Origin of the sequence: Candidatus Cloacimonas acidaminovorans str. Evry (genome assembly GCF_000146065.2) — a bacterium.
Taxonomy (GTDB): Bacteria; Cloacimonadota; Cloacimonadia; order Cloacimonadales; family Cloacimonadaceae; genus Cloacimonas; species Cloacimonas acidaminivorans.
The window spans coordinates 2,027,720-2,050,154 of sequence record NC_020449.1; the positions used below are offsets into that span (position 1 = coordinate 2,027,720).

The window sequence follows — 22,435 nt, forward strand, 5'->3', positions numbered from 1 at the left end:
CTGATATAAGTAATTATTTCATTCACCCTTTGAAAATTCCTTTGTCATTTCTGTATAAGCAGAAATCCAGATGTTTTTTAAACAATGTAACTAAATTTCCCATAATGGAGCTTATACTATAGGTTCAGAGCAAAATTAAGATTCCTGAAGTTAAAGATATGCACTAAATATTTTTCCTTAACTACCTTTCTTTTAGGTTTATTGTATATATTTTGCAAAATATGTTCCCAAAGCATAAATATCTCTATGGTCAAAGATATAAATGGGTAATTGGAAAAGATTAAGCTTTCCCTATTCATATAGTTTTCATATTAGAAATGTAGCTACTCTACTAAATTGTCTTTGGATTCCTTTTTTTGCAGGACAAAGGAACGACAGATATTAGACAAGGATTTTAACCTTGTAAAGAAAAGTTAAATTTTATATTTTTGTTGGAGAATTCTAATTTGCAATAAATAGAATACATTTATTGTTCAGAGTGCTGCGAACTCTTTAGCAAATGGGAAGTTGCCAACCTTTTTTTTCCACAACTGAATTATTTGTGTTTTAAGGAGAATTGAAGTCGGGAAGTGTCACTGCATAAATAACTTTATCCCTTTTTCAAATTCGTATGGCTGTGAGGAATCATAACTTTATTTCTACTTCATTTTTCTTTTTTTGCGGAGAAACAGCGTCCTCCGGATGCAAAAAAAGCAGAGGATCGGCGTCCTCCGACTATACTTCAACCTTTAACAATCTTGTAACACTTAAGTAACAACCCCGTAACGAAACTACGGAAGTGTTACGGAAGTGTTACGGAGTTGTTAGGGAATTGACTAATGGACAAGCAGTTACGGGTTTAGAACTAAAAACCCGTCTCGGCAGGACATATTTTGCTATAAACTACCTGTCTTTCCCTTGTCATTCCTGATGAATTGTTAAAATATGACTTTTCCAATTGTAAATGATCTTATTGTGAGAGTCATACTATATTGCTTTCATCTTCTTCATTTTTCTCAATCAGAAAACAAAAAAGCCGTTTCTCCCCAAAAGAAACGGCAAAATTTGTTAAACAGAAAGCAAAAAGCTTATCTATTTATGTTTATGACGGTTCTTGCGTAGGCGTTTCTTCCTTTTGTGGGTGGCAATTTTATGACGTTTTCTCTTTCTTCCGCATGGCATAGTAGATGCTCTTATTACTTGGTTTTTACATTTACCACAGCGTTTTTGAATTCGCGGGAAAATTTGAAGGTAGGAACGGTTCTGGCAGGAACAGGAACTTTTTGGTCTGTTTTGGGGTTACGGCCAACGCGAGGTTTACGGGTTTTGAGTTTGAAGGTTCCAAAACCACGAATTTCAATATGATTGCCCTTAGCCATACTATCTTTAATGGCATACAAAAGGGCATCAACAACAACGGCAACATCTTTGCGAATGATTCCGGTGTTTTCCGAAATAATTTTTACTAAATCGGCTTTCGTCATTTTTCTTTCTCCTTAAATTAGTTTTTTTCTTGCTATTCGGCAATAAGGTATTCATAGATAAAACCTTAGGATTTATGTCAAGGGAAAAATCTGATGCTGAAGCTGAAAAATTGTCCAAATCCCCTTTATAATAGGGAAAAACGGGTGTTTCGTTGGCATAAATATTTTATCTTTTTGTGCCTTATTCCTGTAAATTAACCTATTCCAACGAGATTGAAAAGCACTATGATGTTAAGTTCGCAAATTCCGATTGGGTGAAGACAGATGTCTATTGATTTTGTGGCTATTTTAAGCACCCAAGTTCTATATTCGTTAGTTGTAAGAAAATTAAACCCCGGAGAGAAAAAGATTAGCAATACTAATTTTCTCCTTGACAATGTTAGCATCGCTAATTTTATGGCTCTATGCTATGCACAACAAAATGTAATATTTAATACACTAAAGAAGGTGAAATATGCAAACGGCAGTTCAAAATTCTGTTCCCGATGTTTATTCCTTTCGGTGTGAAGGAAAGAAAATTATCCTTCAGCATTCCGAAAAGAAGTATATTCTTTATTACAGTAAGGGTTTGAATTATATTCTTACTTTACTGGAATATCCGGAATTGAATATCCCCTATCCCAATTTGGAATCCAATCTTTCTTCCCCGGAAAAAGCATACAGCCAGTTTTCTTCTCCCCAAGAAATTTGTGAACAGCAACTTAAGGTTCAGGATGGTTTTCTTGCCGTTCCAATGACTGATTTGCAAACGATCAAAGAAGTGAAAGAGGAATTGATTCAAGTGATTAACGAACTTGCCGAACTGGAAGAAAATTGCGATTATGCCCGGGCTGATGAACTGCGGGATATTTATGAAAAACTGAGTAAGTATTTGCGGGATGTTTATCATAAAGATTATAAAATCAGACACTTCACTTGTGAAGAAAGTAAAATTAAAAGAAGAGTCGTTCGCGCTGTTAATCGTGCTTTGGAAGAAATTGAAATTATAGAACCCGACCTGGCAAAGGAATTAAGAAAATCAATAGAATTCGGAAAAACGATTTGCTATCATCAAAGGAGGAAAATTGAGGTTTTCGGATATTGGAAGTAGATGCATTTCCCGCAGATTACGCAGATGCGTTTCCCGCGGATTACGCAGATTTATTTTACGCAGATTACGCAGATTAGATTTTATAATTTTAAGTTAAATTACTATTTAGTTCCTGGGTTTCACTATTCACTGTTAACCCGTTAACCTATTAACCCATTAACTGTTAACCCGTTCACCTGTTAACCCATTCACTGTTAACCCGTTCACCTGTTAACCTGTTCACCCTTTTCACCTTTTTACTTGTTTTAATTCCAATTTGCGTTATCTTATTTTTTAGCGTCAATGAAGGTAGCGCAATAAAAAAATGAGATAAGGAGAAGGAAATGGATGCCTTCAGTTTTTGTAATCCCACCCGCATAGAATTTGGGGTTGGTACAATCAGAAAACTTGGAATGGAACTAAAAAAAGCAGATATTAAGAGTTGCTTAATGGTTGCCGGAGGTGGTTCCATAAAGAAAAATGGTGTTTATGAACAGGTTTGTGAGTCCTTGGAAAAAGCAGAAATCCATTTTGTAGAGGGTTGGGGTGTTCAACCAAATCCTACTTTGGAAAAGGTGATTGAACTTTGTGAGCTTGCTAAACGGGAAAAAGTGGAAGCAGTTCTTGGTGTTGGAGGTGGAAGTGTAATTGATACTGCCAAAACAGTATCTGCCGGTGTTTTTTTGCAGGATATTTGGAATGCCTTTTCGGGAAAGGAAAAAATCCGTAATGCCCTGCCTGTATATACAGTTCTTACTCTTTCCGCTACCGGCAGTGAAATGAATGGTAATGCTGTTATTACCAATACGAAAACAATGCAAAAATGGGGTATTTATTCTCCTTTAATTTATCCCCGTTTGAGTATTATAGACCCTTCCGTGCAATCCAGTTTACCTTTCAAACAAACAGCCAACGGAGCAATGGATGCTATGGCTCATATTCTGGAATATTATTTTGCCGATGATCGCGCTATAGCTACTTTGGCAATTGATGATGCTTTGTTGAAAACTATTGTGGAAATGACTGACCGCCTGCAAAATAATTCCGGTGACTTACTGGCAAGGGGAAATCTGGCTTGGTGTGCAACTTTAGCTCTTAATGGAATTTCCGGGATTGGATTAAAAGGTGGTGATTGGGCTTGTCATGATATCCAACATGCTTTTTCCGCTTTGCATCCTGAAATTGCTCATGGCGAAGGATTGGGAGTTATTTTCCCTGCATGGATTGAATATATGAGTGAAAAAGACCCTACCCGCTTCCTGCGTTGGGCTAAAAATGTTTGGGACGAGGAAAATGTTTCCCGTGCTTTGCATAGATTTAGAGATAAACTGGAAAGTTGGGGTTTGGCAAAATCTCTTAGAGACCTGGGTATAAAAGAATTGGAATTGCCTCAATTAGTTAAACTGATTATGACCAGTCCCAGAATTGGAATGGTTAGCAGATTTACTGCAGTGGAAGTGGAATCACTGCTTATGCTGGCGTTTTGAAGGGTGAACAGTGAATGGTGAAACACAGGAACTAAATATTTAGTTAACTTAAAATTATAATATCTAATCTGCGTAATTTGTGAGAAATACATCTGCGTAACCCGCGGGAAAGAAATCCTTTTTTATTTGACACAATCTCCCTTTGAATTTAACTGGCAAAAAAAGGAAAAAATGATATCAACTTACAGCTTTTAGCATAAACTGTAAGCATACCCTAAGAAGGTAAAGAAAATGTTAGAGAAAATACTGAAGAAAGTATTTGGCGATAAGAACAGTCAAGACCTTAAGCGCTATGAACCCGTAGTGCAAGAAATAAATGAAATATTTTCCGGATTGGAACAATATGAAGATGAACAGCTAATCGCTCGCGTTCAGGAAATTAAACAGGAAATTGCAGATAAACTAAATCCTTTACGAAATGAACTTGCTAAACTGGAACAGGAATATCGGGAAACCAGAGAAGATAGCGAAAGAAATCGTTTAGACAATGCAATAGACAGCACTAAAAAAGAACTGAAAAATCTTACTAAAAGCACTCTGGATGATTACCTGCCGGAGGTTTATGCCATTGTTAAAGATACCTGCCGGCGTTTGTTAGGCAAAAAATTTGAAGTCCGCGGTCACGAAGTTGAATGGAATATGGTTCCTTTTGATGTGCAATTAATTGGAGCTATGGCTTTACACGATGGTAAAATTGCCGAAATGGCTACCGGAGAAGGAAAAACCCTGGTTGCTACTATGCCTCTGTTTTTGAATGCCTTAGTGGGACGCGGCGTGCATCTTGTAACCGTAAATGATTATCTGGCAAGTCGTGATGCCGAATGGATGAGTCCTGTTTTTCAATTTCACGGACTCACTGTAGGTTGTATTACTACCGGAATGGATTTTGATGCCCGCAAAGAAGCATACAATTGTGATATAACTTACGGAATGAACAGTGAATTCGGGTTTGACTATTTGCGTGATAATATGGCAACTTCTCCTGATCAGCTTGTCCAGCGGGATTTCTTTTATGCGATTGTGGATGAAGTAGATAGCATTTTAATTGATGAGGCAAGAACACCTCTAATAATTAGTGGTCCCATTACCCAAGATAAGAATTTCTATCACGAATTGCGTCCTGCAATCGCACAGCTTGTTCAGTTACAGAATTCTTTGGTACAGAAATACTTAAGTGAAATCAGAGAGGATTTGGATGAAAATAATCCTCAGTCAGATAATAACCGCTTAGCTAAAAACTTGCTTTTGGTGAAAAGAGCCGCTCCGCGTAACAAAGCATTTATGAAATTGATGCAGGACGGTGAACTGAAAAAAATGGTCAACGATATTGAAGGTATCTATTTGCGGGATAAAAAATTGCCTGAACTGGACAACAACCTTTTCTATGTGGTGGAAGAGCGTCACAATAGCGTTGACCTCTGTGAAAAAGGAAGAGAAGTGCTTTCCCGAAAGGATAAAGACCTTTTCGTTGTCCAATCCCTGGATGAAATGCTGGCAGAAATAGATAACAATCCCGAGCTCTCGGAACAGGAAAAACAGAAACAAAAGTCATTGCAGACCAATCGTTTTATGGATAAAAGTGAAAAGCTGCATAACATCAATCAGTTACTGCGTGCTTTTACCCTCTTTGAAAACGATCAGGAATATGTGGTAATAGATAACAAAGTAGTTATTGTAGATGAATTTACAGGACGTCAAATGCCGGGACGCCGTTTTTCCGATGGTTTACATCAGGCATTAGAGGCAAAAGAAAATGTGGAAATTGAGGCAGGCACACAAACATTTGCCACTATTACTTTGCAGAACTATTTCAGAATGTATGAAAAACTTGCCGGAATGACAGGAACCGCAGTTACCGAAGAAGCCGAATTTATGGAGATTTACAATTTGCCGGTGATGGTGATTCCGACAAATGTTCCGGTTACACGAATTGACCACGATGATCTTATATATTTAGGCAAAAATGATAAATACCAGGCAATCATCAATGAAATAATTTACTGGCATGAAAGGCAAAAACCGGTTTTGGTAGGAACTGTTAGTGTGGAGGTCTCCGAAATCTTATCCCGTTTATTAAAGCGTAAAGGCATAGCTCATAATGTTCTAAATGCCCGTCAACATCAACGCGAAGCTGAAATTATTGCTGAAGCGGGACAACCTGGAGCTGTAACTATTGCTACCAATATGGCAGGTAGAGGAACCGATATAAAACTTGGCAAAGGTGTTGTGGAAGGTGCTTATGAAAGCTATCTGAATTTGCCTAAAACATTAACCGCAGAATTTCCTTACGGCTTACCTTTGGACGGACTCCATGTAATTGGCAGTGAAAGACATGAAAGCAGAAGAATTGATAGACAATTACGGGGAAGAGCAGGCCGCCAGGGTGATCCTGGAACCTCAAGGTTCTATTTATCTTTGGAAGACGATTTAATGCGCCTTTTCGGTTCGGACAGAATAGCTCCAATGATGGTTAAAATGGGCTTAAAATCGGGAGATGTAATTCGTCACCCCTGGATGACCAAAGCTGTGGAACAAGCACAAAAAAGAGTGGAAGAGCACAACTTTGAAATCCGCAGAGAACTGCTGAAATATGACGAAGTAATGAATCAGCAACGCGAAGTGATTTATGCCTACCGTCGCAGTGTGCTTAAGGGTTATGACCTCAAAAATGAAATTCTGGAAATGATTACTGAATCCATTACCAATATGGTGGATGATATTATTCCGCCTCATAGCTATCCTGAGGAATGGAATTTGGAACGCATCTGCCAATGGTTTCAACATAATCTGAATTTGGGACTTACGGTTAAAGATATAGCCAGCGACCATCTGAATAGAGACCTTCTACTGAATACGCTTTTGGAATATGCACTTTCCGCTTACGAAAACAAAGAAAGACAAATCGGCAGCGAACAATTACGCAATATAGAAAGACGAGCCCTCTTAGAAGTTGTAGATGATGAATGGCGTGACCATCTGCATGAAATGGACTTATTAAAAGACGGTGTCTATTTACGCGCTTATGCCAATAAAGACCCTTTAATAGAATATAAAAAGGAAAGCTTTGAACTGTTTCAAGGTTTAATTACCCGCATTCAGGAAAATGTTACCCGCAAAGTGTTTACTACTTATGTTCTATCTCAAGAACAGATTAACAACCTGCTCAAAAATGCAAACCTGACTCATCAGGATATAAATGCTTTCCTGAATGCACAACAGGCACAACAAGCACAACAAATAACTCAAAATATGAGCGCTCCTCCTCAATATAATAGTCCTGTGGGAGAAGTAGAAAAAGTCCGACCAGTTAAAGTAGCTCCCAAAGTGGGAAGAAATGATCCCTGCCCTTGCGGAAGCGGGAAAAAGTATAAAAAATGCTGCGGAATAAATGAAGCGGAATAGAAGTTTAGAGGTCTGGAGGTCAAAAGGAAAGTGAAAAGGTGAAAAGGTGGAAAAGTGAAACTCAGTGCAGAAATCTATGGCAAGCAGGAAAAAGATACAGAAGTCCAGAAGTCAAGAGGTCAAGATGTTAAATAGGAGAAAGATTAATAGATGGAGAAGACAACTTTCTCAACCCTCTAAATCATTTATAGGAAACTTGAAATTTTCAAACCTTGTTTCACCTTTTCACCTTTCCACCTTTCCACTTCACTCTCAACCCTCTAAATCATTTATAGGAAACTTGAAATTTTCAAACCTTGTTTCACTTTTCCACCTTTTCACCCTTCCACTTCACTTATTAACCTGATAACCAACAAAGGAAATATATGAGTAAAGGACTTATAATAGTAGAATCCCCTGCAAAAGCAGGAACTATCAGTAAATTTCTGAAGAACCAATTCAGTGTGAAAGCATCAATGGGTCACATTCGTGATTTGCCTAAACGCGAACTGGGAGTTAATGTCCATCAGGGTTTCAAACCCGTTTATATAATAGATAAAACGAAAAGCAAAGTGATTGCGGAACTTAAAGAAGCAACTTTATCCGCGGATAGCGTTTATCTGGCAAGTGATAATGATCGTGAAGGAGAAGCAATTGCCTGGCACTTATCCGAAACCCTGAAAAAGGAACTAAATAATAAACCCGTCTACCGGATTGTGTTTAACGAAATAACTTCCCAAGCAATCAATGAGGCAATCAAAAACCCCGGTCAAATTGATATGGCAAAAGTGGAAGCACAACAAGCAAGAAGAATATTAGACCGCCTGGTTGGTTATGAAATCAGTCCTTTGCTGTGGAAAGTGATTACCAAAGACCTTTCCGCGGGAAGAGTGCAATCGGTTGCTTTGCGTTTGATTTGTGAACGCGAGGCAGAAATAAAAGCATTTGTCCCTAAAGAATACTGGAAAATTGAAGCGGACTTTTGGAAAGACAATTTGCCTCCCTTTAAAGCTGTATTGGAAAAAATAGAAGGCAAAAAAGTGGAAATTCCGGATGAGAAAAGTGCCATAGAAATCGTGGAAAACAGCCAAAATGCAGAGGCAATTTTAAGCGAAATAAAACGCAGCAATCGTAATGTAGAACCCCTTCCACCTTTTATTACCAGTACTTTGCAACAGGAAGCAAGTAAAATACTTGGTTTTCAGGCACAAAAAACAATGAGCATTGCTCAAGTTCTATATGAAGGTATTGATTTGGGTGGAGAAAGAACCGGTCTGATAACTTATATGCGAACCGATTCTACCAGAATGGCGGAAGAGGCAATAACTAAAGCTCAAAACCTTATAAAAGAACGCTTTGGTAAAGAACTGGTGCATCCGAAAGTCCGAGTTTTCAAAAATAAACAGAGTGCTCAGGATGCGCATGAAGCAATTCGTCCTACCGATCCTTTCAGAACTCCTGAAAGCGTAGCGCAGTATTTAACCAAAGAACAGATGAAACTTTATACCCTTATCTGGCAGCGTTTTATAGCTACGCAAATGATACCGGTAAAACTCCTTTCCACAAGTGTAAAGATAAATGCCGGAAAAGCAGAATTTGTGTCTTCTGGAGCTCAAATAATGGAAGAGGGTTTCCTGAAAGCATATCCTCACCTTTATATTCCTTTGGGCGAAAAGATTCATCAGGATTATGCTAAAAATGATGTTCTGGAACATAGTCCTTTGGAAAAGACACAGCATTTTACTACTTCTCCGGCAAGATACACTGAGGCATCTTTAATCAAAGAACTGGAGGCAAAAGGGATTGGGCGTCCTTCTACTTATGCTACCATTATAGAAACATTAAGAAAGCGTAAATATGTTACTATGGAGAAAAAGGCATTTTTGCCGACGCAATTGGGAAGTGATGTAAACCGCTTTTTGGTGGATAAGTTTGATTATCTTTTTAATGTTCAGTTTACTGCCGAAATGGAAACCAAACTGGATGAAGTGGAATACAGTAACATTGCCTGGAATGAAGTGGTGCAGGAATATTACGACCAACTTGTTGCCTTAATTCGTCAGGTAGATGTGAAGAAGGAGAAAAACAATTTTGTTCAGGATACCGGCATTGTTTGTGATGTTTGCAAACAGGGAACAATGTTAATCAAACACAGCAAGAGGGGCGATTTTCTTTCCTGCAGCCGTTTTCCCCAATGCAAAAACACGAAGAATTTTACCCGCGATGAAGATGGTAACATCAAGATTTTTGTGCCTACACCCTTAAATGAGAATTGTCCGCAATGTGGTTCTCCCTTAATGTTAAGAACCGGAAAATATGGAGAGTTTATTGCCTGTTCCAATTATCCCAAATGCAAATATGCCCGTCCTAAAACCTTAGGAATTAAATGTCCGGAATGCGGAATCGGTGAATTAACAGCCCGTAAATCCAAAAAAGGACGCACCTTTTATTCCTGCAATCGCTATCCAGAATGTAAATATATAACTAACGATAAACCCCTTCCAATAAGCTGTCCCAAGTGTGGAAATCCTTACATAGTAGAAAAATACAGCCGGGAAAAAGGAAAAATTAAAATCTGCCCCAACTGCAAAACCGAGATGGAATAGACAATGAACATTAAAGACGGCATCAATAGCGCTTTCCAAAGCATTTTCAGCCATAAACTGAGGTCTTTGTTAACCCTAACAGGAATTGTTATTGGAGTGCTTGCCGTAGTAACAATGTTTTCCAGTGTTTATGCCATAAAAGCACTTATCAAAAAGAATATGGAAGGTATGGGCTGGGATAATTCTATTATTATTTTCCCCGGTTCAGGAAATATTGATTTGGAAACAGGAAAAACGCGCAGTAAAATTAGGCGTGCTAAACAAAATGTTCCTCCTTTGAACTATGACGATTATCTGGCTCTGAAAGAAAACCTGAATTACAAATGTATTTACGGGACAATTTCTAAACAGAGCTTATATCGGGTTGGCAATAAAATAAATAATATTATCTTGCGTGCTACAGAAGTAGAATTTTTCCAAAACAAAAGCTATCCTATCAGTAAGGGACGCTATTTTAATACTTACGAAGCGGAAAATAATATCCCGGTTGCCGTTTTGGGTTATCATTTTGCCGAAGAATACTTTAAGGATAAAGACCCGATTGGTCAGGTTCTGGTTTTAGGTTCACAGCGTTTTACCATCGTAGGTGTTTTAGCTTCTGATGTTTTAAATACCGGAAATGGAATGAATTTTGATCCCTGGCAAAGAGAATGGGACTTGAAAGCTGTGTATGTTCCCTTAAAATATGGAGCTACTTATTTAAGCCCAGCAAGAATGATCCATCAGATTTATATACAATCAAATTCCAGTGAGGACTATACCAAATTAAAAAACGAGGCAAGGCAAATACTGCTTGCCAGGCATAATATGTATCCCAATTTTCAGTTTATGGATATTGGCGATATGATCTTAAATATTACGCAAGAGATTAATAAATTTATGGATAAATGGAATATAACCCTTATTGCCATTGCTTCCATTTCTTTGATTGTAGGCGGAATAGGACTTTTCAGTACTTTACTGATTAGTATTCAGGAAAGAATGACCGAAATTGGTATTCGCAAAAGTATTGGTGCAACCGAACAGGATATCTTTTTCTATTTTATTTTTGAAGCACTGGCTTTGGCTTTTATTGGGGCAATTTTAGGTGTTGTTCTTGCCTGGATTTTGATTGTTTTGATAGCTAAAGGCATTAATTTCCCCTTGTATCTTCCAGTGCAGGGAGTTGCTGTTGGAATTGGTTTTTCTCTATTAGTTGGCTTTCTTTCCGGAATCTATCCCGCCTGGAAAGCTACCGGCATTGATCCTATTCAGGCAATTTACTACCACGAATGAAAACACCGGAAGAACGATTTCCTCGTTATTGCTAACTTTGCTTCTATAAATAATGTGTTAAAAAATAACAAAGAAAGGGAGTAGCTCCAGTGAAAAAACCAGATAAAATAGCCGAGTTTCTGGCAAAAAACGCCTACTCATCACACGCATCCTGTGTATCGCTGTTGCTTTGGAATTCGTCATCAATTATAAGGTTCGGATTCAGCATCTGCTAACTAATCCCTCAGGTATTATCATCAGTATTATTCTAATTGCTTTAGGTGCCTTTATCAGGTCCTGGTCTGCCGGAATTATTCAAAAAGGTAATCGCCTGGTGCAGGAAGGACCTTATTGCTTAAATCGTAATCCGTTATACACAGGTAGCGCTTTAATTTTAATCGGATTTGTTTTATTCCTGAATGATATTTGGGCTTGGATAGCAGCAATTCTCTTGATTCTGGTAATTTTCCCTTTCACCATTAGCAGAGAAGAAAAAGGTCTGAGCAATAAATTTCCTGATGAGTGGATTAACTATGCCAAAACAACCGGAAGGTATTTCCCCCGGAAAATTTCCTGGAAAAAAATGAAATATCCCTGGTCTTTCCAGTTATGGCTTAAAAACAGGGAATACCAAACCTTTTTCCTATCTCTCCTTCTCCTGATAATAATTATCATAGTTGGGTTGGTTTAGAGGGTTGGGAAAGTTGAGAGGGTTGAGAAGGTTGAGAAAGTTGAGAGGGTTGAGAAGGTTGAGAAGGTTGAGAGGGTTTAGAGGGTTTAGAGGGTTTAGAAGGTTTAGAGGGTTTAGAGGGTTGAGAAGGTTTAGAGGGTTGAAAGCCCAAAGGGCGAAACAACGATAGCGATGGGTGCGTAAGCCCCTCGTAAAAAAAGAAAAATACAACCCCTTTTCAGCTTTTTTCCCCTATTACATTGATTTTGAAGAAAATAGCAGTTCATCCCTAAGAGCATTGCTGAAGCATTGCTTACCCAATACTAATGCCATCCGTAATGGGTAAGCAATGGGTAAGCAATGCTATTAAGAAAGAGTATGATGTGGTGTCATAAATAAGTTGACACTTTTATTTTTTATTAGACATTATCATTTGTCAAGACCAATCTTTAATCAAAAATTATATAACCTCCATTTTGGATAGATATATTAAAAAGTCCCTGCTGGACGACATATTTTTACTACGGGTTTCAACCCGGCGATAAGATATCAAAAGAAAGAGATAAAAGTCCCATCAGGATGACAGGTAAAGAGAATAGAGATAGATAATCTTACTGAGAAAAGCAGGATGAAGCATCAGACAAGAAACTTAGAAGTTATACAAAGAAGGCAATTTCTGTCGTTCCTAACGGAACTTTTTCTGTTATTTATGCTTTATGAAAATGGATAGAGTATAGCTTATATTTGTGTTTGTCATTCCGTACTTGAAGCGGAATTCATTTTGAATATTATTATAGTATGGATTCCTGCTTGCGCAGGAATGACAAGGGTCTGATCATTCAAAAAATGGTATTATTTGCGGAGGAACGGCGTCCTCCGGCTACACAAAAAAACGGAGGAACGGTGTCCTCCGTCTGTAAAAATAGTTTTGAGAGTTAACCTTTGCGTAATCTGAATTTGAATTCGTAATCAAATTCTTCATTTATAGGGAAGCTCCAGGATTCGCAAAGTTGTTCCAGTTCGGTTAAAAAACCATTAGGCATATTGCCTTCAGGGGTGATTATGGCATCCTGCACTTTTCCGGAAGCGTTAATTAACAGACGAATTTTTACGCTTCCCGAAAAAGGAATAGTGGCATTCCATTTCATATACAGAGATTGTATCTGTCCTTTACGAATCTCCACAGCTCTTCTAACTTCGTCAATAATTGTTTGGCGTTCTGCAGGTGCTTGAGAAATGGTTTCTTCAGTAACTTGAGTTACTTGTTTGCTTTTAAACTTTGCAAGGGTTTGTTCTGTGACAGCTGTTTTCCCAAAAGCAACTCCACTGGGCATCAATTTGCTTTGATCTCCTGAAGCTTTAACAATAGCTACCCCTTCGGGACGGATTTCAGAACCCCTAACTGTGGGCGCTTTGGTTGCTACAGAGCCAATATCACTGGTAAAACTTCTAGTGGCATTGGGGTCAAAAGTTGTTCCGCCAACTCCTCCACCAGGTCCTGCTCCTCCAACACCAGGTCCTGCACCTCCACCACCTCCGCCTCCGGGACGAGAAGTAACAAATCCTTCCATAAGAGTGAGTGCCTGAACAGGTCTTGCGGCTGAAGTGGCACTCGGATCAAAAGTACCAAAGCCACTACCAAAAATTGCGCCTGCTGATTTAGCGGTTCCCTTGCCTCCGGGAACTCCACTTGGTTGTTCTTTTCCTGCAGTTTCTTCAGGAACTTCGGCATATTCACCCGCTTCTTCAAAAGTACTGGGTTTTGCTAATGCCTCTGCTTGAATGCGTTCTGCTTTCTGAATTGTTTGAAGTTTCTGTTCCAAAGTTGTATCGTAGGAGACCTGTTTTTTTAGAAACAGATCAAAGATAATCACAAAAATAACGGTTAGAATGACGAACAACAGGATCATATTACGGCTGAATTTTTCATCGGCAGTAGGTTGAGGACGACAGGCATATTGAGCAGCAATTTGTTGCTGTTCCGGAGTAAGAACAGAAACATAAGGTTCTTTAAATTCGTAAGAAATTTCCCAATTAGGTGCGATGGCAAGAGTTCCTGTCATATCGGGACGAAGCAAGAGTTTATTACCCTGCAGAATAAAACTTTTTGTCAGATAAGATTCATCTACCGGTTCTCCATCTTTAGCACAACTTACTTTCGCACCAGGAGGCAACTGTAGGTAAAGCTGATCACCTTTTTTAGTGACAAACAGGTGCTTTTCTGGAAATGTCTCATCCAGGATTTGCCAGAAGAGGTATTTATCCGAACCGATAAAGAACTTGTTCTTAAAATCGCGTCCATAACGCACCTGATCCAGTTTTTTGCCTTTATAGTGCAGAGTTAAGTTTAATAATTTGGACATTTTCCCTCCTTTTTATTCAGCCAAACTAACACTATACTTTTTTAGCCAATCGGCATCCTCAAGCGTGGCAAAATATATGTATGAGTAACCTGCTGCTGTAGCAGCACGGACAATTTCCGTTATATATTCACAGGGAATGGAATAGTCGGCTTGAACCAGAAGACAGGTCTCTGCCTTTTGATGCTGAATAATGTCAGCGGCTTCCATTTTCAAATAAGTTAATAAATCTTGACGTTTATTAGCGTCTGTTAGCAAATCTGCCGGCGAACCATATTCCAGGGCTTCAGTTCCAACAACAACACGATCCGGGAATATTTTAATCGGAGTTGTTCCCGCTTTTTCTAAAAGCTTATCGTTGGTGATTGTATGAGGATAGGTAATATTGGGTTCTGCAGAAATTTTTACTACTTCCGTAGAGATATTTTTAACCAGGAAAACCAAGATAATAGTTAGTTCATCCAGCAAAGAAGTAATGGACAACCCTTTTGCTTCCTCAAATTTTTTCCGGACGCGGCGTTCACTTTTATTAGAAGATTTTAGTTTATCCAGAATTTGCATAAGTCGCTCCTTTAATAATACTCCACTTTGGTGGCAGTATAATGAACCTGGGTAAATCCATTGACTTTACAGATGTCTATCGTTTTCATCAGGTCTCCATAAAGGACATCCGGATGAACGAGGACAGTAATATCGCTAAGAGTTCCTTTTCGGCTTCTAATTTCTTGCAGAGTTTTATTCAGGGTCACATAATCATAATATCCATTAATGGCAGAGATAGTCATCGGCTTAAAGCCAGGTTCGCGGATTTCCATACCTATAGTAGCATTATTCTCTTGGGCATATTGTTTACCCAAAATATGGATTTCCACTTTTTCGGTTTTAGTGTCGCCACCTCCACCTCCGCCTTGTCCATAACTAACACCGCTTTCCCCTTGCGAGAAATTTAGCGCCAAAAGAGCAATCTGCGAAATAACCACCATCATTAGCAGCATTGGAATAATGGTTAAAAACAGATTCATAATCGGCACCAGGTTTGGTTCCTGGGGCACCGTTTGGGATTTTTGCTGGCGCATTGCGGATGGTCTGTATTGTCCCATAATTTTAATCCTTAATGGCGTTGTTAATAGTATTGATCAATTTAACACTAAACTCGTCAATATTGCTGATAATGTTGTTTGCCCGGGTTAGCAGCCAACCTTTAATTAAAGTTAAGGGAATAGCAGCCAGCAAACCCAGAGCGGTTGTTCCAATTGCTTTTTTAATACCATCAGTTAAAGCAGTTTGTTGTGCTGCACCGGTTAAACCAGCTAAACCTGCAAATGCTTCCAACAAGCCCCAAATGGTTCCTAAAAGTCCAAGATAGGTAGCTACTTGAGCCAAAGTATCAAACCAGAATAAACCGCTATCCAGTTTATACACTGTTTGCAGAACAGCTTCTTCCAGAGAATTTTGGACAGAATTTCTCAAATCAGCACCCGTTTGACCACTTTTTCTTGCATCTTTGAAAACCATCAAAGCGCTCCAGAAGATAAAGCCCATAGTGGTTCCCTTATAGCTTTCAGCAATTTTGGTTGCTTCATCCAGCTGGTCATTGCGGATATAATTGCGAAGTTTTAAATAAAATCCAGCGGCATCAATCTTCTCTTTGGGGTATAACTGATACCAACGCACAAAGGCATAAACAAGACCAATAACAAAAACCAACAGGATAGCATAAGCCCAATTACCGCTATCTATAAATACTTGAGTTAAGCTATAACCCTGTTTAGCTGGTGCAGCTGGAGCTGCTGTTTCTGTTGCTGGCTGAGCAAACAGGCCAACACACATAAAGAGTGAGATGATCATAAGGACGATATTTTTTGTTTTCATTTTGACTCCTTCAGCCATTTATTTAGTAATGTATCGCTTTGTTCACGAATATCTTCAATTGTAAAGGAGAACTTATATTCCCCTGCCTTCCGATAGGTATCGGATTTATCTTGAAAGATATCGGTAGATGGGATAAGAGCTTTTATTTCAATAACCAACTCTTTTTCTTCCACATATCTGCGGGCACCTTCAAAACCCTTTACCGGTTGCTGTTGAGTGGTAGTTGTTGCTGCTTGGGCATAGATAATGCCTGTAAAAAAGAGCAACACCGCTAATAGGATAAAAACTTTTTTCATCGTATATCCCCCTTTCCTGCTTTAATAATTTTAACTGTTGCAATAAAGCCACGGTAGTTGGAATTGTTAGTTACTACAAAGCGTAAGGTATTTTTGCCCGCAGTTACTTTTGCCGGGTCTATCGTAACCTGGGATGTATAGACCCTGAACGGTTCAGGATCATAATCCAGATGAAGATTAGCAGCTAATTCCTGTCCATTTAGATAAACCGAAGCTACTTCCGGTGCCACAAAATTGATTAAACCGTCCCGGAACTCGGTATCCAGGTAAAAATCAACTTCAAAAATAGCACTGCTTACAGGTGCTGTTTCGGGGAACCAAATAGGTTTGGCATAAGTTTCTTCCAGCCCTACAATGTTATCCAGGGCGATACCAAAATTGCCTGTAATAGTTGCAGCCGAAGCTGTTTCCACTCCCGTTTCAGGATTAACCGTTATAATTCTCCATGTAGGATCAGTATAAAGCATCACTGTTTCCGGAGGTATGGAAGCGGCTAATTTGTTGCGGTCTATAAAGACCTGCAAATTCATATAGAAACTTTGCTGTTCAGGACTATCATTAGGAACAGTCAATTCTATTATGTTTTGTCCTTCAGCCCAGGCGCTGGAAGGTAGTAAATATGCGAAACGGGTTGTAGTTATCGGCTTATTAACATCTAAGGTATCGGTAGGAACAACACCGGGTTTCAGATCAGTGCCATTCAGCCGAATTTTAATATCATAAGGATAAACTAGGTGCAATAAAGCAAATTCGGGTTGGATTTTAGCATTAACAGTGCGATTTAGAATAAGTTCTTTATTGGAAGGTATTTGAACACAGCTCAAGTGCACACCTTTAGGCGAAGTTATATTCTGAACAGGTAAATTTACATTTGTCCCATCCATTTTTTCAGTCCAGCCGGAACCAAGAGGATATTCCTCCATCTTATAATCGGGCAACAAATTCCATTCCTGCAGTTTGGCATAACTTTGCTGCGTATAATAATCGGTATAACCAGCTAGCTGATAAAAGTTATAGATGTTTAAATGAGTAGTGTATGCCAAACTAAAGAGGTCATTACTATAATCGGCAGCCAGAGTTGCAATAAAAGCATCTAAAACATCTTTATACTCTTGACGGACACCTTCTGCTTCACTGGCAGTTCGCACATAAACTCCAATTTGGGTGTTGATAACATTAACTCCCTTTTCATAAATGCGGGCAATTAAGTTCAACGCGCGCAGACGGCGATAATTTTCCAATTCAATATTCTGTTTATCAGCATCGGCAAGAAGCTTGTTTACCTTTGCTACTTCTGCTTTAACAGATGCCTTGAAATTGGGAATACGACGATAGGAACCCCCAATTAAGTGATTCTGCCAGGTAGTGCTGGCATTAACTTTGATTAGAGCTGCAGGAGATGATGTAAGCAAAGTTCCCTTTTCAATAGCGGTAAGCTGGTTGTCAAAATTTTTCAGGAAAGCGATTCGTTTCTGGAGATCATTATATTCTTTTTCCACTGCGGCAAAGTATTCATAATTCTTGGTAGAGCTAAAGTCCTTCGTTTCAAAATTTAGTCCTTCTTTTTTATACTCTGCTTCCAACCTTTTATATTCATCACGAAACTTAAAGGCATCGGTATAATTCTTATTCTTATAGGCATTATCAAAATTATAAACCAGTTTACTCAGCTTTAAAGTAGCAATCCATTGATAGCGGTCACCCTTGGTTTTATCTTTTTGGTAAATTTCTTTAGCCAGTTGCTCAAACTTAAGAGTATCCCCTTTAGCTAAATAATAATCAGCAGTTTCCTGCATAAAGGGTATCACATTTTCATTGTTTGGATATAAGGTTATGAACCGGTTATATGTCTCAACTGCTTTATCCTTGTTTTCAGCTTCGCTGTAAAGTATGGCAGCTTTTGCTAATAACGCGTCAGGAGTAATATTTCCGGTATTAATGGTTTTGTTTCTGGCTTCTTCATAAAGAGCAAGATAAGCATCTGCAGCAGCAGTCCTCTGAGCAGGATTTTTTTCCATTTCCTGAATCATTGCCATACGTAGCTTGAATGCTTGATTGCTACTGGGATATTTAGCAATAAAGCTTTCACGAATGCTTTTGGCAAGTTGGGGATTGTTCATTGCAGTATCGGCTTCAGCAATTTCTGCTGCACGGAAATAATAATAGTAAATTTCACCAATATCCGTTCGCGTTCCAGCCAGTTCTAAGAGAATATCTATTGCCTTCTGATATTCTTTTGCTTTAATATATGCCTCTTGAGCTCCCATTTTATAACCGGTAACACGTTGTGCATCCTTAGAACCAAGTTCTTCTGCCAAACGCAATCGTTCACTTGCTGCCAGAGAATAATTTCCAGCACTCTCGGCTGCTTCAAAGCTATTTTGAATTTGATAGCAAATGTTATTAATTATAGCTTCCCGCTCAGCCGGAGTAGCAGTATAAGGTAATGCTTTACGGTAATATGTTTCTGCTTGGGCATAATTTTGCTCATTTTCCGCCATTGACGCAAGCTTTCCGTAAACGGTAAATTTTGTTCTGTCGGGAATCAGAGTTTCATTTTCCAAAGCAGAGAGATATAACACTTTAGCGTCAGGCATTTTTCCACGCTCATATTGAATATCAGCTAAACTAAGTAAAATATTAACTGCCTGAATTTCACGCTCAGGATTTTTATAGGCATCACTGCGCAGAACACTAATAAATCGCTGAGAATTTGAATGTAATAAAGCAAACAGCTCATCCGCATTGGCGGGTAAACCTGGCTCAGGTTGAAATCCTTCCCCATAAAGGTCTTTCATCAGGTTGTAAATATTAAAGGAATAAGTATAGATCAAACCTTCATTCAGGAAAAAATCCTCATCCTGGGGATATTTTGCATTAAATTCCTGCAGGTTTCTTATCGCAGTTAAATAGTGTTTGGGTAAATTGGAACGCTCGGCAAGAGTATTGCCAAGCAGTAGTTTGGTTTTATCTGCTTGGGCTTTCCAGGCAGCATAATTTTCACCCTGCAGCTCCGGAAAAGCAGCATATTGATCTATGTGCTGATAATAAGCAAGCAATTTGGTTTCATTGGCAGGATCGGCAAGAAATTCGTTTTGCAGGCGAATAGCTCTCTTTTCATAAGCATTTTTGATCACTGCCAGCTGAGCTGAGATGTTGCTGTTATTCATATTTGCTTGATACCAGGCAGAGTTTTTGCCATAGTTGGTTATAATATTCTGATACAAATCTTGAGCTATTTGATCGAAATTCTGACCTTCCCGCAGTTCATACTGAGCGCTGGCATACAATTTCAAAATGGAATCCACTAAGGCGGGATTTTCCAGAGCCAGAGGATTTATATCTATTTTCAGCCAGATAAAGTCAATTGCTTGAATAGTAGATAAATTCAACTTATTTGCAGCAGCTTTATCTATAATGCTGCTTATAATTTCAGGATTCTTGTAACTGGCAGCAATATTTTGCAATTCTGCTACACCCTTGGCTGGTGAATAGAAATCAGTTCCATCCAAAGCAATCAGGCAGAAAGCAATATTATCTATAGCATCTTCGCGATACCCTTTGGCGATCATAGGATCAGAAATCTTGCCACTGTCAACAGCATTCAACAAAGTTAGAAAATCGTTCAGAGCCAGCATAAAATCCTGTTCCTGAAAAGAATTTAAGCGTAACCACCCACGCTGATAAATGGCATCGTATTGATATTTACTATTCGGCTTGTTAATAATTTCATCAAAGCAGTTTGTGGCCAAAGCATAGTAACGCTGTGGCTGATCAGCATCGGTAGCAATATAATAATACAAAATTCCCAGACGGTATAGGGACTCGTCATAATAAGGAGAGGTCTTATAGTTATCTATAATTCTTTGATAGGAACTGATTGCCTCGGCAAAATCTGACTCCTTATATCTGCTAGCATCATCAAGAGCTACGGCAGTCCTGTTTATTTCATAAAACCTGGCTTTATTATCGCCTATCCTTTGATGGCTAAGCTGACTACTGATAAAACCGATATTATATAGGGCTGCATCTATATTCACATTGTTGGGATCAAGCTGAACAACTTTTCTATAACTTTCCAAGGCAATAGTAGGGGTCTCCAGATAAACAGCATATTGAAGCTCAGCCAGATTATAATAGAGATCAGCATTACTGATAAGATAGTTTCCATTGGGCTGTTCAACTGCCTTAAAATTGGGATTATAGTTAATAAAATTTTGAATGCGGGTAATTAAATCACGCTTTTCCGCCAAGATTTCTGCCTGCCGCTCAGTCAGCTGTTGTTCCGTCCACTTTCCTATTTGCGCGATTCGTGCCTGTTCCTTAATATGCAGGTTGCGATAATCCAGTTGCAATTTAACAAATTCCACATTAGCAACCAAATCCTGGGCATTTTTACGAATGGGCTCATTGCGCACACCACTATCAGCAGTTACGGCTATTTGAGCAACAATACTGTTTTTGATTTTATTTCGCTGTTCTTCCGTGAAAATATTTTTTGATTCTTCTTGCATAAATTGTTCAATCTCAGCCAGCTGAATATCTATATCTTTTTTATCCTGAAAGAGAGAGTAATATTCCTGCAAAATAGCGTTAAAAATTTGTTCTTCCACATCGCTAATATGTTTACGAGTTTGCAACAGGTCATTTTTCCTGATCAATAAACTGGTTCGTTTTTCGGAATAATCTGCTCTGGTCCTTTTCAACTGCTCCTGAATATTAGCTAATTCAGGATCTGCAATATCTTTATCCAGTTCAGCAATAAGATTATTATAGAGCTGAATGTTTTTTTCAATATCAAATAATCGTTTCAGTTCCATATCACTAAAATTTTGACCTTGAACACTGGGATCATTAGTCAGAAAGCGCTCATACTGCTTTTCCAGAATTTTATCCATTATCTCAAGCTGTTTTTGGTAGTTGGTAGATAATTGTTTTACTTGCTGAAATAACAAATTACCCCTTACCATTGTTTCCTCAGCCTGGACTTTTTGATCTATATAATCAAGAATAACCATCTTTAGTGAATCCAGCATAGCCATTTCTTCTGAATGCAGATTAACAATGGAATCCAGATAAAAAATCCCTTTCAAAGAAATTAATTCGTTATAATTGCGGGTTAAATCAGCTTTTATACCATCTATTTGGGAAGCTATCCTTTTATATTCAGCAGGGCTGGGATTAGCATAATAGGGCTCTAAATTTAAGTTCTGCACTCTTGCCAGGATTGCCATTTTTTCGGGAAGCAAACGATTCATTATTATATCCCGGTTTTGAATGTAACTATTAAGCGTATTTACAACACTTTCATATTCACCATCATCAGCAGCCATATCAGCCCAAATATATAGATAAGTAGGATAATATCTATCAATATTGTAATTCTCAAATACGATAGCGCTTAAGAAATCCTTTGCCGTTTTTCGGTTACCCTGCTCCAAGTAATGCACCATTTGCTGGAATAAAACCAGGTTCAGCATTTTTCGGGCGTCTTCATTCAAATGAGTATTGAGCAAGGAAGTAAAATAACTGATAGCTTTGGCATTTTCTCCTACACGAACATAGAAATGACCAAGTAAATAAATAAATTCATTTTGATCCATACTGGAAAAAACATCTTTATATTTTACCAGTGCCTGTTCAGCCAGTGTCGGATCTTCCTTCACCAATTCTGGCAGTGCATCAACTAAAAACATCTTGGCTAATTCTCTGATAATTTGTTTTTCCTGGGATATTTGCTCTTGGATTTGTTCTTTAGTATATTGAGATATATCCTGAGCATAAACCACTGCCAAGAATGACACTGCAACAACAATTAGGAATATAATTTTAAGAATGTGTTTCATAATCCCGCTCACTTATATTCTCTTTATTTTCCCTATGATGATAAGGTTCAGGATTTTTTCACTTAACAAATGCATCCTGAACCTTCTTCATCAGTATTTCGGGGAAACATGATTCCTCAATCTACACATTT

Annotated in this window: 14 protein-coding genes; 7 read left to right on the forward strand and 7 right to left on the reverse strand. The window is 38.5% G+C overall.

Going from position 1 to position 22,435, the window contains the following annotated elements; translation table 11 throughout:
* Positions 1–1,175: 1,175 nt before the first annotated feature.
* Positions 1,176–1,463, reverse strand: coding sequence for an HU family DNA-binding protein (locus CLOAM_RS08135; protein WP_015425421.1), 288 nt, complete (start codon positions 1,461–1,463; stop codon positions 1,176–1,178).
* Positions 1,464–1,917: 454 nt separating this feature from the next.
* Between CLOAM_RS08135 and CLOAM_RS08140 the strand changes: the two genes are divergently transcribed.
* From CLOAM_RS08140 to CLOAM_RS09750, 7 genes are all read left to right on the forward strand, one after another.
* The gene (locus tag CLOAM_RS08140) at positions 1,918–2,553 is read left to right on the forward strand and encodes a hypothetical protein (protein WP_044279101.1); all 636 of its coding nucleotides are present in this window, start codon (positions 1,918–1,920) and stop codon (positions 2,551–2,553) included.
* Positions 2,554–2,876: 323 nt separating this feature from the next.
* Positions 2,877–4,019 (forward strand): iron-containing alcohol dehydrogenase, encoded by a 1,143-nt coding sequence (locus tag CLOAM_RS08145; protein WP_015425425.1) that lies wholly within the window; start codon positions 2,877–2,879, stop codon positions 4,017–4,019.
* A gap of 231 nt (positions 4,020–4,250) precedes the next feature.
* On the forward strand, positions 4,251–7,421 hold the full coding sequence (gene secA / locus CLOAM_RS08150; RefSeq protein WP_015425426.1) for a preprotein translocase subunit SecA: 3,171 nt from the start codon (positions 4,251–4,253) through the stop codon (positions 7,419–7,421).
* A gap of 365 nt (positions 7,422–7,786) precedes the next feature.
* Positions 7,787–10,006: a type I DNA topoisomerase gene (topA, locus tag CLOAM_RS08155; protein ID WP_015425427.1), complete on the forward strand. Its 2,220-nt coding sequence runs from the start codon at positions 7,787–7,789 to the stop codon at positions 10,004–10,006.
* Positions 10,007–10,009: 3 nt separating this feature from the next.
* Complete coding sequence (locus CLOAM_RS08160) at positions 10,010–11,281, forward strand: ABC transporter permease (RefSeq protein WP_015425428.1); 1,272 nt, start codon at positions 10,010–10,012, stop codon at positions 11,279–11,281.
* A 169-nt stretch (positions 11,282–11,450) separates the two neighbouring features.
* Positions 11,451–11,951, forward strand: a complete 501-nt coding sequence (locus CLOAM_RS10085) for a methyltransferase family protein (protein WP_015425429.1) — start codon at positions 11,451–11,453, stop codon at positions 11,949–11,951.
* 175 nt (positions 11,952–12,126) lie between these two features.
* Positions 12,127–12,276, forward strand: coding sequence for a hypothetical protein (locus CLOAM_RS09750; RefSeq protein WP_157860025.1), 150 nt, complete (start codon positions 12,127–12,129; stop codon positions 12,274–12,276).
* A gap of 589 nt (positions 12,277–12,865) precedes the next feature.
* Here CLOAM_RS09750 and CLOAM_RS09530 read toward each other — a convergent pair.
* From CLOAM_RS09530 to CLOAM_RS08195, 6 genes are read right to left on the reverse strand one after another with little or no spacing between them, the layout of a single operon-like run.
* Positions 12,866–14,293, reverse strand: a complete 1,428-nt coding sequence (locus CLOAM_RS09530) for a hypothetical protein (protein ID WP_015425430.1) — start codon at positions 14,291–14,293, stop codon at positions 12,866–12,868.
* A 12-nt stretch (positions 14,294–14,305) separates the two neighbouring features.
* Positions 14,306–14,851, reverse strand: a complete 546-nt coding sequence (locus tag CLOAM_RS08175) for a hypothetical protein (RefSeq protein ID WP_015425431.1) — start codon at positions 14,849–14,851, stop codon at positions 14,306–14,308.
* 11 nt (positions 14,852–14,862) lie between these two features.
* The gene (locus CLOAM_RS08180; RefSeq protein WP_044279103.1) at positions 14,863–15,390 is read right to left on the reverse strand and encodes a biopolymer transporter ExbD; all 528 of its coding nucleotides are present in this window, start codon (positions 15,388–15,390) and stop codon (positions 14,863–14,865) included.
* A gap of 4 nt (positions 15,391–15,394) precedes the next feature.
* Complete coding sequence (locus tag CLOAM_RS08185) at positions 15,395–16,162, reverse strand: MotA/TolQ/ExbB proton channel family protein (RefSeq protein ID WP_044279104.1); 768 nt, start codon at positions 16,160–16,162, stop codon at positions 15,395–15,397.
* Positions 16,159–16,458 carry a hypothetical protein gene (locus tag CLOAM_RS08190; RefSeq protein WP_044279105.1) on the reverse strand — a complete coding sequence of 100 codons (300 nt, stop codon included), beginning with the start codon at positions 16,456–16,458 and terminating at the stop codon, positions 16,159–16,161. The genes CLOAM_RS08185 and CLOAM_RS08190 overlap by 4 nt, the downstream gene beginning before the upstream one ends.
* Positions 16,455–22,304 (reverse strand): hypothetical protein, encoded by a 5,850-nt coding sequence (locus tag CLOAM_RS08195; protein WP_044279106.1) that lies wholly within the window; start codon positions 22,302–22,304, stop codon positions 16,455–16,457. The genes CLOAM_RS08190 and CLOAM_RS08195 overlap by 4 nt, the downstream gene beginning before the upstream one ends.
* Positions 22,305–22,435: the final 131 nt, after the last annotated feature.